Raw genomic sequence first — 16,643 nt, 5'->3', positions numbered from 1 at the left:
GTGGGGTGTCAACGCTCAGCGACCTCGCCAATGCCCAGGGCCGTCTTGCCGAGAACGATGTCGAGTGGCTGCATCGACTCGCCGGCGACGGTCAGCTTCTCGCGGACCTCGCGTCGGCGGACATCGTCGTCTGGATCGAGACCGACGACGGATCGTTCGTCGCCGTAGCCCACGCCCGTCCGAGCGGAGCGGCCACCCTGTTCTACCGCGACATCGTGGGCGAGCGGGTGCGGCCGCAGTGGCGCACGCAGGTACAGGGGGCGTTCGATTCGGCGGAGATCGTGGACTCGTCCTCGCCGGATTGGTTCGAGGAGACCCCGACGCGCGTGAGGGCGGTGCCGATCGTCAACGAGCGCCGCGGCAGTGAGCACCAGGGGACCGTCATCGGCGTCGTCACCCGGCACACGAACCTCGGCGAGGCCCGGACGCCGTCGCGACAGCAGATCACGTTCGACGAGTGCGCGAACGACATCTTCCGGATGATCGCCGACGGCAGCTTTCCCGATCCGGCGGCTCCGACCTCCCCGCGCCGCGGAGCTCCCCGAGCGTCAGACGGCTTGATCCGGATCGACGTCGACGGCATCACGACGTTCGCCAGTCCGAACGCGCTCTCGGCGTTCAATCGCATGGGTTTCGATGACGAACTGGAGGGCGAGTCTCTCGCCGAGGTCACCACGAGGCTCGTGCCGCCGTCGCGACAGGTCGACGAGTCGCTGCCCGTCGTCGTGACCGGGCGGGCCCCCTGGCGCACCGACATCGAAGCACGCGGCGTCACTGTCTCGCTGCGGGCGATTCCCCTCAAGGATCACGGGACGCGCATCGGTGCCATCGTGCTGTGCCGGGACGTGTCGGAGCTGCGTCATCAGGAGCAGGAGCTCATCACCAAGGACGCGACGATCCGTGAGATCCATCACCGTGTCAAGAACAACCTGCAGACGGTCGCATCGCTGTTGCGCATCCAGGCGCGTCGTACGCACTCGGACGAGGCGCGCGATGCGCTGACCCAGGCGATGAGACGTGTGGACTCCATCGCGGTGGTTCACGACACCCTCGCTCAGGGGCTGACTCAGAAGGTCGACTTCGACGAGGTGTTCCACCGGGTTCTGAAGCTCGTCGCCGAGGTCGCATCCGCGCCGAACACCCGTGCGCGCACTCGGTCGACCGGGCGCTTCGGGGTCCTGCCGAGCGAGTATGCGACGCCGTTGGCTCTCGCGCTCACCGAGGTCGTCACGAACGCGGTGGAGCACGGCCTCGCAGGGCAGGAGGGCATGGTCACGATCGACGCCGCGCGCACCGAGGAGAATCTGCGCGTCACGGTGCACGACACCGGCAAGGGCCTGCCGGAGGGGCGCATCGGTCAGGGACTGGGAACGCAGATCATCCGCACCCTGATCCAGGGGGAACTCAGCGGATCGATCGAGTGGCGGGGGAGCGAGGGAGAGGGCACCGAGGTCGTCATCGACATCCCGCTCCGCTGGCTCACCGCGTGACGAGTCCGCCGCTACGGTGAGCAGATACGCAGAAGCGGCCCGAGACATCGTCTCGGGCCGCTTCTCGATGTTCAGGAGGCGCGGCGGGCGCGGGCGGCGCGGCGCTTGAGTGCGCGGCGCTCGTCCTCGGAGAGGCCGCCCCACACGCCCGAGTCCTGGCTGGACTCGAGGGCGTACTGCAGGCAGATCTCGGTCACCGTGCAGGTGGCGCAGACGGTCTTCGCCTTCTCGATCTGGTCGACGGCCGGACCCGTGTTCCCGACAGGGAAGAACAGTTCGGGGTCGACAGTCAAGCAGGCGGCCTTATCGCGCCAGTCCATGGGGGCTCCTCGGTGTGGTTTTTCAGAAATCGACGCACTGCGACGACTCGGATTTCGGGTGCAGATCGGGTTCAGCTACCCTGTATGAGATACGGACGGATGCCCGCTTTCTGTGATGCGAGCTCGAAGCCCGCCCCACGCCGCTGTGGGAGCACATGACGCTGTCTATTCTGTTACATGAAACCGGCGAAATCAAGGGTTTCCGCCGTTCTCATCCGATTCTCAGGAGACAACTGTGCGCTCACCCGGCCTCGCTCTGGCGGCATCCGCGGTCCTCGCGGCGGAGGGCGCCGCCTTGATCGTCTTCGCTCTCATCGAGCTCGTGGGCCTCGGTGCAGGGGACGCAGCCTCACTGCCGACAGCGCTCGCTCTCATCGTGCTCACTCTCCTCGGCGCCGCCGCGCTCATCGCGTTCGCGATCGGGACGAGGACGGGGCGGTCATGGGCGCGATCGGGTGGCGTCGTCTTCCAGGTGCTCGCCATCGCGCTCGCGCTCGCCTCGCTGACGCTGCAGCCGGTCGCGTGGGCGTTCACCGTCGGAGTGGGTCTGCCAGCACTGCTGTGCTTCGCGCTGCTGATCGCCAGCACGCGAGCCGAGAACGAGCGCCCGGCGGAGTGACCGTCAGGCGTCGACGCCGAGGAGCTTGCGCAGGCGCGCGACGTGTCCGGTGGCCTTGACGTTGTACTGGGCGAGTGCGATCGTGCCCTGCTCATCGAGCACGAAGGTCGATCGGATGACGCCCTCCACGACCTTGCCGTAGTTCATCTTCTCGCCCCATACGCCGTACGCGGAGTGCACCGCGTGGTCGGGGTCGCTGAGAAGGGTGAAGGTGAGGCCGTCGCGCTCGCGGAACTCGGCGAGCTTTGCAGGCTCGTCGCGCGAGACCCCGATCACCCGGTATCCGGCGCCCTCGAGCGACGAGATGCTGTCGCGGAAGTCGCAGGCCTGCGTCGTGCAGCCCGGGGTCATGGCCGCGGGATAGAAGTACAGCACCGTCCTGCGGCCGCGCAGATCGTCGAGGGTGACGGTCTGTCCGTCTTGGTCGAGGAGAGCGAAGTCGGGGGCAGCGGTTCCGGGTTCCAGGCGCACAGTCACCCCTCCAGCCTAGCGGCCGGGCGTCTGCTCCGCCTTGTCGGCGAAGGTCTGCAGGAGCCGCTGGAGGGAGTCCAGACGCGCTCGTCCCGTCTCGCTGAGCTCGCCGCTCTCCGCGGCTTCGATGAGAGCGCAATCCGGGGCATCGGCGAGGTGCGTGCATCCGCGCGGACAGTTCTCGGCGATCTCGGCGAGTTCGGTGAATGCGGCGAGGATGTTCGCGGGGTTGACGTGCCCGAGTCCGAAGGACCGGACCCCCGGGGTGTCGATCACCCAGCCGCGACCTTCGGGGCCGACGTACCGCAGAGAGACGGTGGACGAGGAGGTGTGCCTGCCACGGCCGGTGACCTGGTTGACGTGCCCTGTAGCGCGGAGCGCGCTGGGTACCAGGGCGTTCACGAGCGTCGACTTGCCCACGCCGGAGTGGCCGACGAACACCGTCGAGTGACCGACCAGTGCCGCGCCGATCTCATCGACGGGCATCTCCTCCTGCGCACTCGTGAAGACGCGCAGGTCGAGGCCGTCGAAGTGCGACAGGAAGGCGCTGGGATCGGCCAGGTCGGTCTTGGTCACGACGAGGAGCGGGCGGATGCCGGCGTCCAGAGCGGCGACGAGATAGCGGTCGACCAGTCGGGCTCGCGGCTCGGGGTCGGCCGCGGCGACGACGACCAGCATCTGATCGGCGTTCGCGACGATGACGCGCTCGACCTGGTCGGTGTCGTCGGCGCTGCGCCGGAGCAGAGAGGTGCGATCGGCGATGCCGATGATGCGCCCCAGTGTGCCGTCCTCGCCGGAGATGTCGCCGACGACCTTCGCCTGGTCGCCCGTCACGATCGGGTTCCTGCGGAGTTCTCGTGCCCGTGCCGCGGTGATCATCCGCTCATCGGGCGTGTCCTCATCGAGCAGCACGGAGTAGCGGCCGCGGTCGACACCGAGGACGCGTCCGATCTGCGCATCGTCATGGGCGGGCCGCCGCTTCGTGCGGGGGCGATTCGCCTTCGGGTTCGGACGCGCGCGGATGCTGCTCTCATCGAAGTCCTCGAAGTCGTCCTCGAGGTCGTCGGAGTCGTCGAGCCAGCTCACGCGGACGCGCCCCGCAGCATGCGCTCCCACAGGAGGGTGAATTCCGGGAGGGTCTTCGATGTCGTTCCGATGTCGTCGATCTCGACTCCCGGAACGCGCAGGCCGATGAGGGCGCCCGTCGTCGCCATGCGGTGGTCATGGTGCGCCGCCCAGCCGCCGCCTTGCAGATCCCGCGGGATGATGCGCAGACCGTCGGAGAGCTCCTCGGCCTCGCCTCCCAGCGCGCGGATGTTGCCCACGAGGGCCGCGATGCGATCGGTCTCGTGGAGTCGGATGTGACCGATTCCGCGGATCGTCGTCGGGCCGGACGCGAACGCCGCGAGCCCGACGAGGGTGGGAGTCAGCTCGCTCGCTGCGGACAGGTCCATGTCGAGTCCGCGGATCTCGGAGCCGGCCCTGACCGTCAGCGTCCCGCTGTGCCGGCCGACGTGCGCGCCCATCGCCTGCAGGATCTCGGGAAGCAGTGCGCCGGGCTGGGTGGAGTGCACCGGCCAGCCGGGAACCGACACCGCCCCGCCCGTGACCAGGGCCGCGGCGAGGAACGGCGCGGCGTTCGAGAGATCGGGCTCGATGGCGATCTCCTTGGCGCGGGGCACCCCGGCTTCGACGAGCCACTCTCCGGTGGCGGGCCGCTCGATGCGAATGCCACGACGACTCAGCGCCTCGATCGTCATGTCGATGTGGGGCAGGCTCGGCAGATGCTCGCCGGTGTGCACCAGGTGCAGACCCACGTCGAACCGCGGCGCCGCGAGCAGCAGTCCCGAGACGAACTGGCTGGATGCCGAGGCATCGATCTCGACCCGTCCACCGCGGATGCGGCCGTGTCCGCGGACGGTGAACGGCAGCGCCCACGTCCCCTCGTCGTCGATGTCGACTCCCAGGTCGCGCAGTGCGCTGATGAGGCCGCCCATCGGCCTGTGCAGGGCGGTCTCGTGAGCGGTGAGGTGCACGTCGTGCTGCGCGAGGCCCGCGAGCGGCGCGATGAAGCGCATGACCGTGCCGGCCTGGCCGCAGTCGATCGTGGTGCCGCCGACGAGTTTGGCGGGAGTGATCGCCAGATCGGGGCCGAAGTCTCCGTTGCCGTCGACCTCCTCGATGCCCACACCCAACGCCCGCAGCGCGTCGATCATCCGGCGGGAGTCGTCGGAGTGCAGCGGAGCGATGAGCCGGCCCGGTCCGTCGGCGATCGCGGCGATGATGAGCTCGCGATTCGTGAGCGATTTCGAGCCCGGGATCGTCACGGTCGCGTGGACGGCGTTCGCGCTGGTCGGCGCGACGTAGACGCCCTGGACAGGGAGGGGGAATACCTGTTGGCGCTCATCGGTTCCCACCTTAGTAAACGCGAGTGCTCGCATGACGGAATCCGGGCGCTCGACGACAAGGAGAGAGCATGCTCGCAACGCTGGAACGCGAGTCGGTGGACCTCGCCCGCCTAGACTGGCCGGTGATGGATGACACGGCAACCGCAGAGACGGTCAGCGACCCTCGGCGCGAATTCGAGGAACAGGCGATCCCGTTCATGGATCAGCTCTACGCCGCGGCGATGCGCATGACGCGCAACCCGGCTGATGCTGCTGACCTCGTGCAGGAGACCTTCGTCAAGGCGTACGGATCCTGGGCGACGTTCTCGCAGGGCACGAACCTCAAGGCGTGGCTCTATCGGATCCTCACGAACACCTACATCAACATCTACCGCAAGAAGCAGCGGGAGCCGTTCCAGGGCACGATCGACGAGCTCGAGGACTGGCAGATGGGCGGTGCGGAGTCGACCACGACCACCGCGTCGCACAGCCGTTCGGCGGAGGCGGAAGCCATCGACCACATGCCCGCATCGGTCGTCAAGGACGCGTTGCAGGCCGTACCCGAGGACTTCCGGCTGGCGGTGTACCTCGCGGACGTCGAGGGCTTCGCCTACCAGGAGATCGCGGACATCATGAAGACGCCCATCGGCACCGTGATGAGTCGCCTGCATAGAGGCAGGCGGATGCTGCGGGAGCTGCTGGCTGACTACGCCGTGGAGCGGGGAATCTCCGCGGCCGACCCGAGGAGCAAGAAATGACCGACTGCGGCTGCGACAAGGCCCGCAAGGATCTCGAGGAGTACCTCCGCAACGAGGTCTGCAACACCGAGCACACGGAGATCCGCGAGCATCTCGAGAACTGCCCGTCCTGTCGGGACGAGGCACTCGTGGCGACGACCCTCACCGAGGTCGTGGCGCGCGCCTGCAAGGAGACGGCTCCGGAGGAGCTGCGCGACCAGGTGTTCGCGCGACTGCGCGAGGTGCAGTCCGCTCAGCACTGACCGCGGGCGAGCAGCCGTCGACCCCTGAGATCGTGATGTCGGCATCCGCCCATAGGCTGGAAGCATGACGCTCATCGATTCACGCGACATCCCGGCCGATCCGACCTCCACCGAGCGACTGGCGGCGGAATCGCTGGTCTACCGGGTCGTCGACACCGCTGACGACGCACAGTCCGAGAGCTTCCAGAGGGCGATGACCCGAGGTTTCCTCGGCGCGGAGCCCACACCGGAGGTGCTCGCCTTCGGCCGAGCGGCCTTCGAGTCGCGACGCAACATCGGCGTCTACGACGCAGCGGCGACGGACGCCCCTCCGGTCGCCACGATCGACTCCTGGGTCACGCCGCTGACGCTGCCCGGTGGGGGCGAGATCCCGATGTGGGCGATCAGCGGAGTCACGGTGTCGGCCACGCACCGACGTCGCGGCATCGCGCGAGCGCTCCTCGAGGGCGAGCTCAGGGCAGCGGCGACGGCAGGAGTGCCGATCGCGGGGCTGACGGTCTCGGAGGCGACCATCTACGGCAGGTACGGCTTCGGGTCGGCTGTGCATATGTCGCGCGTCACGGTCGATACCCGTCGCGCCGGCTGGGCAGGTCCGTCTTCGGACGGCCGCGTCGAATACCTCGACCGCGAGTCGCTCGCCGCGGAACTCGGAGCGGTGCATGATCGGGTCCGCGGTCATCGTGGCGGCCAGATCCCCGGGTGGCACTCGCGATGGACCGGCATCGCGGGCCTGTCACCGAGTGACACCGACCGCGATCAGGTGCGCGGCATCCGCTTCGTCGATGCGGACGGCGAGGTGCGCGGGGCGATGGCCTTCACCCTCAGCGAGCGCACCGGATCCTTCCGATTCGCCCTCGCCGTGCGCCTGCTGGTCGCGGAGACTCCCGAAGCGACTGCCGCCCTGTGGGGGTTCGCGCTGCAGCACGATCTCGTCGACGAGGTCACCGCCGATCTGCGTCCGCTCGACGACGCGCTTCCGTGGCTGGTTCGCGACCCGCGTGGTGTCACCCAGACGGTGCACGACCATGGCTGGCTGCGCCTGCTCGACGTCCCCGCGGCTCTCCCTGCGCGACGGTACTCGGCGCCCATCGATGTGATTCTGCGCGTTCGCGATCCGCTCGGCTTCGCGTCGGGTGACTGGCGTCTGCGCGTCGACGAGACGGGGGAGGCATCCGTCGAGGCCGTGGACGATGCCGCGGCCGTGGATGCGGAGCTCGATGTGTCCGCGCTCTCCATCCTCTATGCCGGGGGTGTGCGGGCCTCGTCTCTGCACGTCGCCGGACGGATCGATGCCGACGCCGCCGTCGTGGAAGAGCTGGACCGCGCGTTCGTGGCATTCCCCGTGCCGGCACTCGACATCTGGTACTGAACTCTCAGACGAAAGGGGCGCCTCGACCGAAGTCGAGGCGCCCCTTTCGTGTCTGCCGAGTATCAGCCGAGCGTGAGGGCATCCCGCAGCAGCTTCGCCTGCTCCGCCGCGTGCACCTTCGACGAGCCCGTCGCGGGCGATGCCGAAGCCGGACGCGACACCGGACGGAAGCTGCGGTCACCCGGGACATCGGCGAAGGCGAGTGCCAGGAACGGCCAGGCTCCCTGGTTCTCCGGCTCCTCCTGCACCCACACCAGCTCGGCGTTCGGGTACGAATCGGTGATGGCCTTCAGTCCGTCGATCGGGGTCGGGTAGAGCTGCTCGAGCCTGACCAGCGCGATCTCGGGGTTCGGGTTCTTCTCGAGTTCGGCCTTGAGATCCCAGTGCACCTTGCCGGAGTGCACGAGGACGCGCTTCACGGCATTGCGATCGAGGCCCCGGTTGTCGTCGAGAACCGGCTCGAAACGGCCCTGCGTGAAGGCCTCGACCGGGCTCGTCGCCCCACGCAGACGCAGCATGGCCTTCGGGGTGAAGACGATGAGCGGCTTGCGCGGACGCGCGTAGGCCTGTCGGCGCAGCAGGTGGAAGTACGACGCGGGCGTCGAGGGGCGCGCGACGATCATGTTGTCCTGCGCGCACATCTGCAGGAACCGCTCGATGCGCGAGGAGGAGTGGTCCGGCCCCTGACCCTCGTAGCCGTGGGGAAGGAGCAGCGTGACGCTGGACTGCTGTCCCCACTTCTGCTCCGCAGCCGAGATGTACTCGTCGATGACCGACTGAGCGCCGTTGACGAAGTCGCCGAACTGGGCCTCCCACAGCACGAGGGCCTCGGGAGCCTCGACGGAGTAGCCGTACTCGAAGCCGAGCGCCGCATACTCGCTGAGGAGCGAGTCGTAGACGAAGAAGCGGCCCTGGGACTCGGAGAGGTTCGACAGCGGCAGCCACTCCTGGCCGTTCGCGCGGTCGTGCAGAGTCGCGTGACGCTGCACGAACGTGCCGCGGCGCGAGTCCTGCCCGGCGAGCCGCACGGGCGTTCCCTCGACGAGGAGCGAACCGAAGGCGAGAAGCTCGCCGAAGCCCCAGTCGATGTTGCCGTTGCGGCTCATGTCGAGACGCTTCTCGAGCTGCTGCTGCAGCTTGGGGTGCACGGTGAAGCCCTCGGGCTTGTTCACGAACGCGTCGCCGATGAGCTGGATGACCTCGTTCGAGACTCCGGTGATCTCAGGAGCGCCGACCTGCTCGTCGACCGGCGGCAGATCCTGGGCGACCGGGTTGGCACCGGTCTCGGCGGCGTGCGTCTCGGCGAACGCGATCTCCAGACGGTTCTGGAAGTCGGCCTTGGCCTCGTCGTACTCCTCTTCGGTGATGTCGCCACGACCGACGAGCGACTCCGTGTACAGCTTGCGCACCGATCGCTTCGCCTGGATCAGGTCGGTCATCAGCGGCTGCGTCATCGAGGGGTCGTCTCCCTCGTTGTGACCACGGCGGCGGTAGCAGACGAGGTCGATGACGACGTCGCGGTGGAACCGCTCGCGGTATTCGAACGCGAGCTGCGCGACGTGGATCACAGCCTCGGGGTCGTCGCCGTTCACGTGGAACACGGGTGCCTGGATGGTCTTCGCGACATCGGTCGAGTACACCGAGGAACGCGAGTCGTTCGGGAGGGTCGTGAAGCCGACCTGGTTGTTGACCACCACGTGGATCGTGCCGCCGGTGCGATACCCGCGCAGCTGAGACATCTGCAGCGTCTCGACCACCACGCCCTGACCGGCGAACGCCGCGTCGCCGTGCACGAGGATCGGCAGCCAGGCGAACGTGCCGATCGGCCTGCGGTCCTGCTTGGCGCGCACGATGCCCTCGAGGACTCCGTCGACCGTCTCGAGGTGAGACGGGTTCGCGGCCAGATACACCGGGAGCTCGGAGCCGTCATCGGCGACGAACGTTCCCTCGGTGCCCAGGTGGTACTTCACATCGCCCGAGCCGCGCTGGTTGCCGGGGGTCTGCGTGCCCTCGAACTCCTGGAACACGTGACCGTAGGTCTTGCCCGCGATGTTCGTCAGCACGTTCAGACGGCCACGGTGCGCCATGCCGATCGCGGCGCCCTCGAGTCCGGATGTGGCCGCACCCTGGAGGATCTCGTCGAGCAGCGGGACGAGAGACTCGCCGCCCTCGAGCGAGAACCGCTTCTGACCGACGAACTTGGTCTGCAGGAAGGTCTCGAACGCCTCGGCCTCGTTGAGCTTGCGGAGAACCCTCAGCTGCTCGTCGTGGCCGGGCTTCTGGTACTTGACCTCGACCTTCTCCTGGAACCAGCGGCGCTGCTCGGGGTCCTGGATGTGCATGTACTCGATGCCGAGCGTGCGGCAGTACGAGTCGCGAAGGACGCCGAGGATGTCGCGCAGCTTGGCGACCCGACGGCCACCGAACCCGCCCGTCACGAACTCGCGGTCGAGATCCCAGAAGGTGAGCCCGTGGCTCTCGATCTCGAGGTCGGGGTGCGAGCGCTGGACGTACTCGAGCGGATCGATGTCGGCCATCAGGTGACCGCGCACGCGGAACGAGTTGATGAGCTCCTGCACGCGGGACTGCTTGTCGACGCGCTCGGCGAGATCCACCGCGATGTCGGGGTTCCAGCGGATGGGGGAGTACGGGATGCGCAGAGCGGCGAAGATGTCGTCGTAGAAGCCGCGCTGTCCGATCAGGAGCTCGTGGACCTTCTTCAGGAACTCGCCGGAGCCGGCGCCCTGGATGACTCGGTGGTCATAGGTGCTGGTCAGCGTGATCGTCTTGCCGATCGCCAGCTCGTTGAGCGTCTTCTCGCTCGCTCCCTGGAACTCGGCCGGGTACTCGAGGGCGCCGGCGCCGATGATGCAGCCCTGCCCTTTCATCAGACGAGGCACGGAGTGCACGGTGCCGATGCCGCCGGGGTTGGTGAGTGAGACCGTGGTGCCCTGGAAGTCGGCCGCCGTCAGCTTGTTGTTGCGGGCGCGCGTCACGAGGTCTTCGTAGGCGACGAGGTACTCGCTGAAGGTCAGCGTGTCGGCGCGCTTGATGCTGGGGACCATCAGAGCGCGCGTGCCGTCGGGCTTGGGCAGATCGATCGCGATGCCGAGGTTCACGTGAGCCGGAGCCACGACCGAGGGCTTGCCGTCGATCTCGGCGTAGAAGACGTTCTGGCTGCGGAACTCGTCGAGCGTGCGGATCAGCGCCCAGCCGATGAGGTGGGTGAAGCTGATCTTGCCGCCGCGCGTGCGCGCCATGTGGTTGTTGATGACGATCCGGTTGTCGATCATCAGCTTCGCGGGCACCGTGCGCACGCTCGTCGCGGTCGGAACCGTCAGCGACTCGTCCATGTTCGCGGCGAGGGTCTTGGGCAGACCGCGGAGGGGCGTGACCTTGTCCTCTTCGACGGGCTCGGCTGACTCGGGCGCCTCAGCCTTGGCTGCGGGCTTCGGAGCCTGCGCGGGGATCGGGGCTGCAGCGGCGGGCTTGGTCGTGGTCCGAGCGACCGGCTGTGCGCCGATGACCGGGATGGGCGCGGTCACGGGGTGAGCCGGCTGCTCCGTGGCGGCTGCGGGGACCGCGCTGCCGGTCGCGGCATCCGACTGGTACTTCTCGAGGATCGGCCACCACTCCTTGTCGACGGAGTCGCGGTTCACCTTGTACTGCTCGTAGAGCTCTTCCACGAGCCAGGAATTGGCTCCGAACCCCCCGTCGCCCCCGACGCCGGTCACCTGGTTCGACACGCTCGATCGCCCTCTTTCATCGCTGAAGTCCATATATGCACACCAGGACGCGTGATGCGTCCGGGCCCGCACACTCTCGACTTCCAAGCCTAACGTGTTTCCTCGGGCATTCGTCGAAGGCATGCGCCCTCGGCGGCGCTATCTGAGTACCGTGGGGGTATGGAGTTCTCCGGTGAGTCACCCGCAGTCGATCTGACCTATTCCGACGTGTTCCTCGTGCCGCGACGATCGGCTGTCACGAGTCGTCTGCAGGTCGATCTGGCGCCGCAGGACGGGACTCCCGCGACGCTCCCGATCGTGGCCTCGAACATGAATTCCGTCACCGGTCCTCGGCTCGCCGCGGTGCTCGCACGGCGGGGCGGGCTCGGAGTGCTTCCGCAGGACATGCCCCTGCAGGGGCTGGACGCCGCGATCCGCGATGTCAAGGCGCAGCCGGTGCTGTGGGACACGCCGATCGTGCTGCCGCCCGAGGCGTCGGTGGCGGACGCCCTTCGTCTGATGCCGGCCACCGCCGGGCACGGCATCGTCGTCGCCACGGGAGAGGCACCGCACGATGCGGAGAGGATCCTCGGCGTCCTGCCCGCGACACGGCTGGCGACCGCGCTGCCCGATGCGCAGCTGGGCGATCTCGTGCACGTCGGCACACCGTCGCTCGACGCCGACGACATCGGATCCGAGCGTCATGCGTTCGACGTGATCACCGACGCGGGCGTCGACATGGTCACGATCACGCACCACGGACATCTCGTGGGCACCCTCAGTGCGCGCAGTGCTCTGCGCTCGACGCTGTATCAGCCGGCCCTGGACCGCGATGGCCGTCTCGCCGTCGCGGCGGCGGTCGGCATCAACGGAGACGTCGCCGCCAAGGCGAAGGCACTGGCGGCCGCAGGCGTCGACGTGCTCGTGGTCGACACGGCGCACGGGCACCAGGAGGGGATGCTGCGTGCGCTGAGCGCCGTGGCCGCTCTGGACCTCGGCATCCCGATCGTGGCGGGGAACATCGTCACCGCCGACGGCGTCAAGGACCTCGTCGAGGCGGGCGCCTCGATCCTCAAGGTCGGCGTGGGGCCCGGCGCCATGTGCACGACGCGGATGATGACCGCGGTCGGCCGCCCGCAGTTCTCCGCCGTGCTCGAGACCGCAGAAGCGGCACGCGAGCAGGGCGCGCACGTCTGGGCGGACGGGGGTGTGCGATATCCGCGCGATGTGGCGCTCGCGCTCGCCGCAGGCGCAGCATCCGTCATGGTCGGCTCCTGGTTCGCCGGGACGATCGAAGCGCCCGGAGAGCTGCAGAGCGACGCGGAGGGCCGTCTCTACAAGGAATCCTGGGGGATGGCCTCGACGAAGGCGGTGCAGGCCCGATTCGGACGCCTCGATGCCTATGAGCGCGCACGGAAGGAGCTGTTCGCGGAGGGGATCTCCTCGTCGAAGATCTACCTCGATCCGCTGCGCCCGGGACTCGAGGACCTGCTCGACATGATCACCTCGGGCGTGCGGTCGTCGTTCACCTATGCCGGTGCGTCTTCGGTGCCCGAGTTCCACGACAGGGCGCTCGTCGGGCTGCAGTCCGCGGCCGGATACGAAGAGGGCAAGGCGCTGCCGGTCAGCTGGTAGCGGTCCGTCCTCCGTCGCACCGGCATCCCGTAGAATCGTGGACACCATGGACGACCCTCCCAGTTGTAGTACATCGCCCCACTGCCTGCCTCTCCACATCGGGAGGAACGACTGATGGACTACATCCTCTTGGGCGTGGGGCTTCTGCTCACTGTGGGCACGGGGCTGTTCGTCGCGAGCGAGTTCGCGCTGGTCAATCTCGACCGTGCCGACCTCGAAGCCCGCCAGGCCCGAGGCGAGTCCCGCCTGTCGCTGACGATCAGCGCACTCAAGCACACCTCGACCCACCTGTCGTCCGCCCAGCTCGGCATCACCCTGACGACGCTGCTGACCGGGTACACGATGGAGCCGGCGCTCTCGAACCTCCTCGGTCCGACGCTCGTCGCGTGGAGCATCCCCGACGCGGCCGTCGGCCCGATCGCCACCATCGTCGCCATGCTGGTCGCCACGGTGCTGTCGATGATCCTCGGCGAGCTCGTTCCGAAGAACTTCGCTCTCGCCCTGCCGCTCGCGACCGCGAAGCTCGTCATCCCGTTCCAGGTCGCCTTCACCACCGTCTTCAAGCCCGCCGTCGTCGTGCTCAACGGCAGCGCGAACGGGGTCCTGCGGAGCATCGGCATCGAGCCGAAGGAGGAGCTCTCGGGCGCCCGCAGCGCAGAAGAGCTCTCCTCTCTCGTGCGTCGTTCGGCGAGCGCCGGGCTGCTCGAAGCCGACACCGCCAGCCTGCTCGACCGCACCCTGACATTCTCGCGATTGACGGCCGCCGATGTGATGACGGCTCGGCCGAGCATGCATGCGCTCGCCGTCGGAGACTCGGCGGACGACGTCATCCAGCTCGCTCGCCGGACGGGGCACAGTCGCTTCCCGGTGTACGACGACGATCTCGACGACATCACGGGTGTCGTTCACCTCAAGGCCGCGATCTCCGTGCCGCGCGAGCGACGCGGCGAGGTCCCTGTCGGCGCGCTCTCGACCGATCCGCTGCGCGTGCCGGAGACCGTGCACGTCGATGCGCTCATCTCTGAGCTCAGAGCCCGCGGATATCAGCTGGCGGTGGTCGTCGACGAGTACGGCGGAACTGCCGGTCTCGTCACGCTGGAGGACCTCGTGGAGGAACTCGTTGGCGAGGTCTCCGACGAGCACGACCGCACGCGCGCCGGTGTCGTCCGCAATCGGGACGGCATCACGTTCCCCGGGGAGCTGCGGCCCGACGAGCTGCGCCGCAGAGCGGGCGTGGAGGTTCCCGAGGGAGATGTGTACGACACCGTGGGCGGGTATGTCATGAGCGTCCTCGAGCGCGTGCCGTCGGTGGGCGACGAGGTCGCCCTCGACACGGGCACGCTCCAGGTCGTCCGGATGGACGGTCGCCGCGTCGATCGGATCCGCTACGTTCCGAGTCCGGATCTGCCGGGAGAGGTGGTCGGACGATGAACGACTGGGGAGGACTGGCCTGGCTGGTCGTGCTGCTGGTGGCGAACGCGTTCTTCGTGGGCGCAGAGTTCGCAGTGATCTCCGCGCGTCGATCGCAGATCGAGCCGAAGGCCGACCGCGGGTCGCGCGCCGCCAAGACCGCGCTCTACGCGATGGAGCACGCGACGCTGATGCTCGCGACCTCGCAGCTGGGCATCACCATCTGCTCGCTGCTGATCCTGAACGTCTCAGAGCCCGCCATCCATCATCTGCTCGCTGTGCCGCTGCACGCGATCGGCTGGTCGGACGGCGTCGTCGACGCGGTGTCGTTCACGATCGCCCTGCTCATCGTGTCGTTCCTTCACGTCGTGTTCGGTGAGATGGTGCCGAAGAACCTCGCGTTCTCGGTGCCGGATCGCGCGGTGCTCATACTCGCGCCGCCGCTCGTGCTGGTGTCCAAGATCTTCATGCCGGTGATCTGGCTGCTGAACGCGGCCGCCAACGGCGTGCTGCGGCTGTTCCGGGTCGAGCCCAAGAACGAGGCGGCGTCGACGTTCACACTCGACGAGGTCGCGACGATCGTCGACCAGTCACGGCGCGAGGGCGTGCTCACCGACACTGCGGGCACGGTCGCGGCCGCCGTGGAGTTCACCGACAAGAAGGCTCGCGACGTGGCTGTTCCGCTCAGCGATCTCGTGACCCTTCCGCAGTCCACGACGCCCGACGACATCGAGAAGGCCGTCGCCCGGTACGGATTCTCGCGCTACGTGATCGTCGACGACGAGGGTGCGCCGGTCGGGTACGTCCACCTGAAGGACATCCTGCGGGCGTCGGACGGGCCGGGCTCTGCCGCGAAGCTGGTCGAGCCGCTGCCCTCGAAGCGCATCAACCACATGGTGCCGATCCAGGAGGACACGGATCTGGAAGACGCACTCGCGGTGATGCGCCGAGCGGGTCGACACCTGGCGAAGGTGCGCGACTCCCAGGGGCGCACGACCGCCGTGCTCTTCCTGGAGGACATCCTCGAGGAGCTCGTGGGCGAGGTGCAGGACGCGACCCGTCGCATCCGCGGCCATTGAGCCGCACACATGACGAAGGCCTCGGTCCGAGCGGACCGGGGCCTTCGCCGTGGGTGGTGGTCAGCGCCAGTGCGCGCGCTCGTACTGCGGCGGCCAGGTGATGTCCGCGCCGAGTTCGTGCGCGGCGCGGAGCGCGAAGTGCGGGTCGCGCAGCCACTCCCGGCCGGCAAAGATCGCGTCGGCGGCCCCGTCGGCGAGCACCTGCTCGGCCTGTTCGGCAGCGGTGATCAGGCCCACGGCGGACACCGGGATGCGTCCGCCCTGGCGCACAGACTCGGCCAGCGGCACCTGGTATCCGGGGAACACGCTGATCTGCTGATGCGCGACGAGCCCGCCGCTGGAGACGTCGATGAGATCGGCCCCGTGCTCGGTGGCCCAGGTGCTCACCGTCGCCGCCTCCTCGGGCGTGAACCCGCCCTCGGCGTGATCGGTCGCCGAGATGCGGACGAACACCGGCACATCGTCACCGGCGACCTCGCGGATCGCGTCGACCACCCGGAGGAGCAGCCGAGCCCGGTTCTCGAGCGATCCGCCGTACTCGTCGTCCCGCAGGTTCGACAGAGGAGAGAGGAACTGGTGAAGCAGGTATCCGTGTGCGCCGTGGACCTCGAGCACGTCGAAGCCGGCGTCGAGCGCCCGTCGAGTGGCGGCGGCGAATCCCGCCACGACGGCGTCGATGCCGGCCGCATCGAGTGCGACCGGTGCGGCGAAGCCCTCGAAGGCGATCGCGGACGGGGCCGTGGTCGTCCATCCGCCGTCGGTCTCGGGCACGGATCCGCGCTCGTCGGCCCAGGGCCACCAGGTCGACGCCTTGCGGCCGGCGTGCGCCAATTGGATGCCCGCAGCGGCACCGCGCGAGTGGATCGCCTCGACGATCGGCGCCCAGGCGTCGCGCTGCTCGTCGTTCCAGAGCCCGGCGTCTCGCGGTGAGATGCGACCTTCCGGCACGACAGCGGTCGCCTCGGCGACGATCAGGCCCGCGCCGCCGGAGGCGAACTGCGCGAGGTGAGTGTGGTGCCACTCCTGCACGACGCCGTCCACCGCGCTGTACATGCACATGGGGGACACCCAGAGCCGGTTGCGGAAAGTGGAGGAACGGATGCTCAGGGGAGAGAAGAGAATGCTCACCCCTCGACGC

At 68.4% G+C, this 16,643-nt stretch carries 14 protein-coding genes; 8 read left to right on the top strand and 6 right to left on the bottom strand.

The genetic code is table 11. The features are described from left to right. Positions 1-5: 5 nt before the first annotated feature. A complete protein-coding gene (locus tag ACZZZQ_RS01045) occupies positions 6-1,490 on the top strand; it encodes a sensor histidine kinase (RefSeq protein WP_053095672.1) in 1,485 nt (494 codons plus the stop codon). A 71-nt stretch (positions 1,491-1,561) separates the two neighbouring features. Here ACZZZQ_RS01045 and ACZZZQ_RS01040 read toward each other — a convergent pair whose 3' ends face one another. Further along, the gene (locus tag ACZZZQ_RS01040; RefSeq protein WP_028503730.1) at positions 1,562-1,810 is read right to left on the bottom strand and encodes a WhiB family transcriptional regulator; all 249 of its coding nucleotides are present in this window, start codon (positions 1,808-1,810) and stop codon (positions 1,562-1,564) included. Positions 1,811-2,045: 235 nt separating this feature from the next. Between ACZZZQ_RS01040 and ACZZZQ_RS01035 the strand changes: the two genes are divergently transcribed. Continuing rightward, positions 2,046-2,429, top strand: coding sequence for a hypothetical protein (locus tag ACZZZQ_RS01035; RefSeq protein WP_053095673.1), 384 nt, complete (start codon positions 2,046-2,048; stop codon positions 2,427-2,429). Between the two features lie 3 nt (positions 2,430-2,432). Here ACZZZQ_RS01035 and bcp read toward each other — a convergent pair whose 3' ends face one another. The 3 genes from bcp to aroA are packed head-to-tail and all read right to left on the bottom strand — an operon-like array spanning position 2,433 to position 5,341. Next, complete coding sequence (gene bcp / locus ACZZZQ_RS01030; RefSeq protein WP_463506709.1) at positions 2,433-2,906, bottom strand: thioredoxin-dependent thiol peroxidase; 474 nt, start codon at positions 2,904-2,906, stop codon at positions 2,433-2,435. 9 nt (positions 2,907-2,915) lie between these two features. Next, positions 2,916-3,986: a ribosome small subunit-dependent GTPase A gene (gene rsgA / locus ACZZZQ_RS01025; RefSeq protein WP_463506708.1), complete on the bottom strand. Its 1,071-nt coding sequence runs from the start codon at positions 3,984-3,986 to the stop codon at positions 2,916-2,918. Continuing rightward, positions 3,983-5,341, bottom strand: a complete 1,359-nt coding sequence (aroA, locus tag ACZZZQ_RS01020) for a 3-phosphoshikimate 1-carboxyvinyltransferase (protein ID WP_463506707.1) — start codon at positions 5,339-5,341, stop codon at positions 3,983-3,985. Before aroA ends, rsgA begins: the two co-directional genes overlap by 4 nt. A 35-nt stretch (positions 5,342-5,376) precedes the next feature. On the opposite strand from aroA, the gene ACZZZQ_RS01015 reads away from it, so the two are divergent. From ACZZZQ_RS01015 to ACZZZQ_RS01005, 3 genes are all read left to right on the top strand, one after another. Then, the gene (locus ACZZZQ_RS01015) at positions 5,377-6,045 is read left to right on the top strand and encodes a sigma-70 family RNA polymerase sigma factor (RefSeq protein WP_053095676.1); all 669 of its coding nucleotides are present in this window, start codon (positions 5,377-5,379) and stop codon (positions 6,043-6,045) included. Continuing rightward, positions 6,042-6,287 (top strand): zf-HC2 domain-containing protein, encoded by a 246-nt coding sequence (locus ACZZZQ_RS01010; RefSeq protein ID WP_053095677.1) that lies wholly within the window; start codon positions 6,042-6,044, stop codon positions 6,285-6,287. The genes ACZZZQ_RS01015 and ACZZZQ_RS01010 overlap by 4 nt, the downstream gene beginning before the upstream one ends. A 64-nt stretch (positions 6,288-6,351) precedes the next feature. Then, entirely contained in the window at positions 6,352-7,656 is a 1,305-nt protein-coding gene (locus tag ACZZZQ_RS01005) for a GNAT family N-acetyltransferase (protein ID WP_463506706.1), read from the top strand. A 62-nt stretch (positions 7,657-7,718) separates the two neighbouring features. Here ACZZZQ_RS01005 and ACZZZQ_RS01000 read toward each other — a convergent pair whose 3' ends face one another. Further along, complete coding sequence (locus tag ACZZZQ_RS01000; protein WP_463506705.1) at positions 7,719-11,402, bottom strand: multifunctional oxoglutarate decarboxylase/oxoglutarate dehydrogenase thiamine pyrophosphate-binding subunit/dihydrolipoyllysine-residue succinyltransferase subunit; 3,684 nt, start codon at positions 11,400-11,402, stop codon at positions 7,719-7,721. Positions 11,403-11,561: 159 nt separating this feature from the next. Here ACZZZQ_RS01000 and guaB1 point away from each other — a divergent pair, with 159 nt between their 5' ends. From guaB1 to ACZZZQ_RS00985, 3 genes are all read left to right on the top strand, one after another. Beyond that, complete coding sequence (guaB1, locus tag ACZZZQ_RS00995; RefSeq protein WP_463506704.1) at positions 11,562-13,016, top strand: GMP reductase; 1,455 nt, start codon at positions 11,562-11,564, stop codon at positions 13,014-13,016. Between the two features lie 114 nt (positions 13,017-13,130). Next, a complete protein-coding gene (locus ACZZZQ_RS00990) occupies positions 13,131-14,447 on the top strand; it encodes a hemolysin family protein (RefSeq protein WP_053095681.1) in 1,317 nt (438 codons plus the stop codon). Then, positions 14,444-15,505 carry a hemolysin family protein gene (locus ACZZZQ_RS00985; protein WP_056278271.1) on the top strand — a complete coding sequence of 354 codons (1,062 nt, stop codon included), beginning with the start codon at positions 14,444-14,446 and terminating at the stop codon, positions 15,503-15,505. The genes ACZZZQ_RS00990 and ACZZZQ_RS00985 overlap by 4 nt, the downstream gene beginning before the upstream one ends. Positions 15,506-15,565: 60 nt before the next feature. On the opposite strand, the gene ACZZZQ_RS00980 is transcribed toward ACZZZQ_RS00985, so the two are convergent. After that, a complete protein-coding gene (locus ACZZZQ_RS00980; RefSeq protein WP_053095683.1) occupies positions 15,566-16,633 on the bottom strand; it encodes an NADH:flavin oxidoreductase/NADH oxidase in 1,068 nt (355 codons plus the stop codon). Between the last annotated feature and the right edge of the window lie 10 nt (positions 16,634-16,643).

This window comes from Microbacterium sp. AC132, assembly GCF_979258525.1.
The sequence above is the reverse complement of the archived record's forward strand: the minus strand, read 5'-3'. Positions and strand labels throughout refer to the sequence as shown.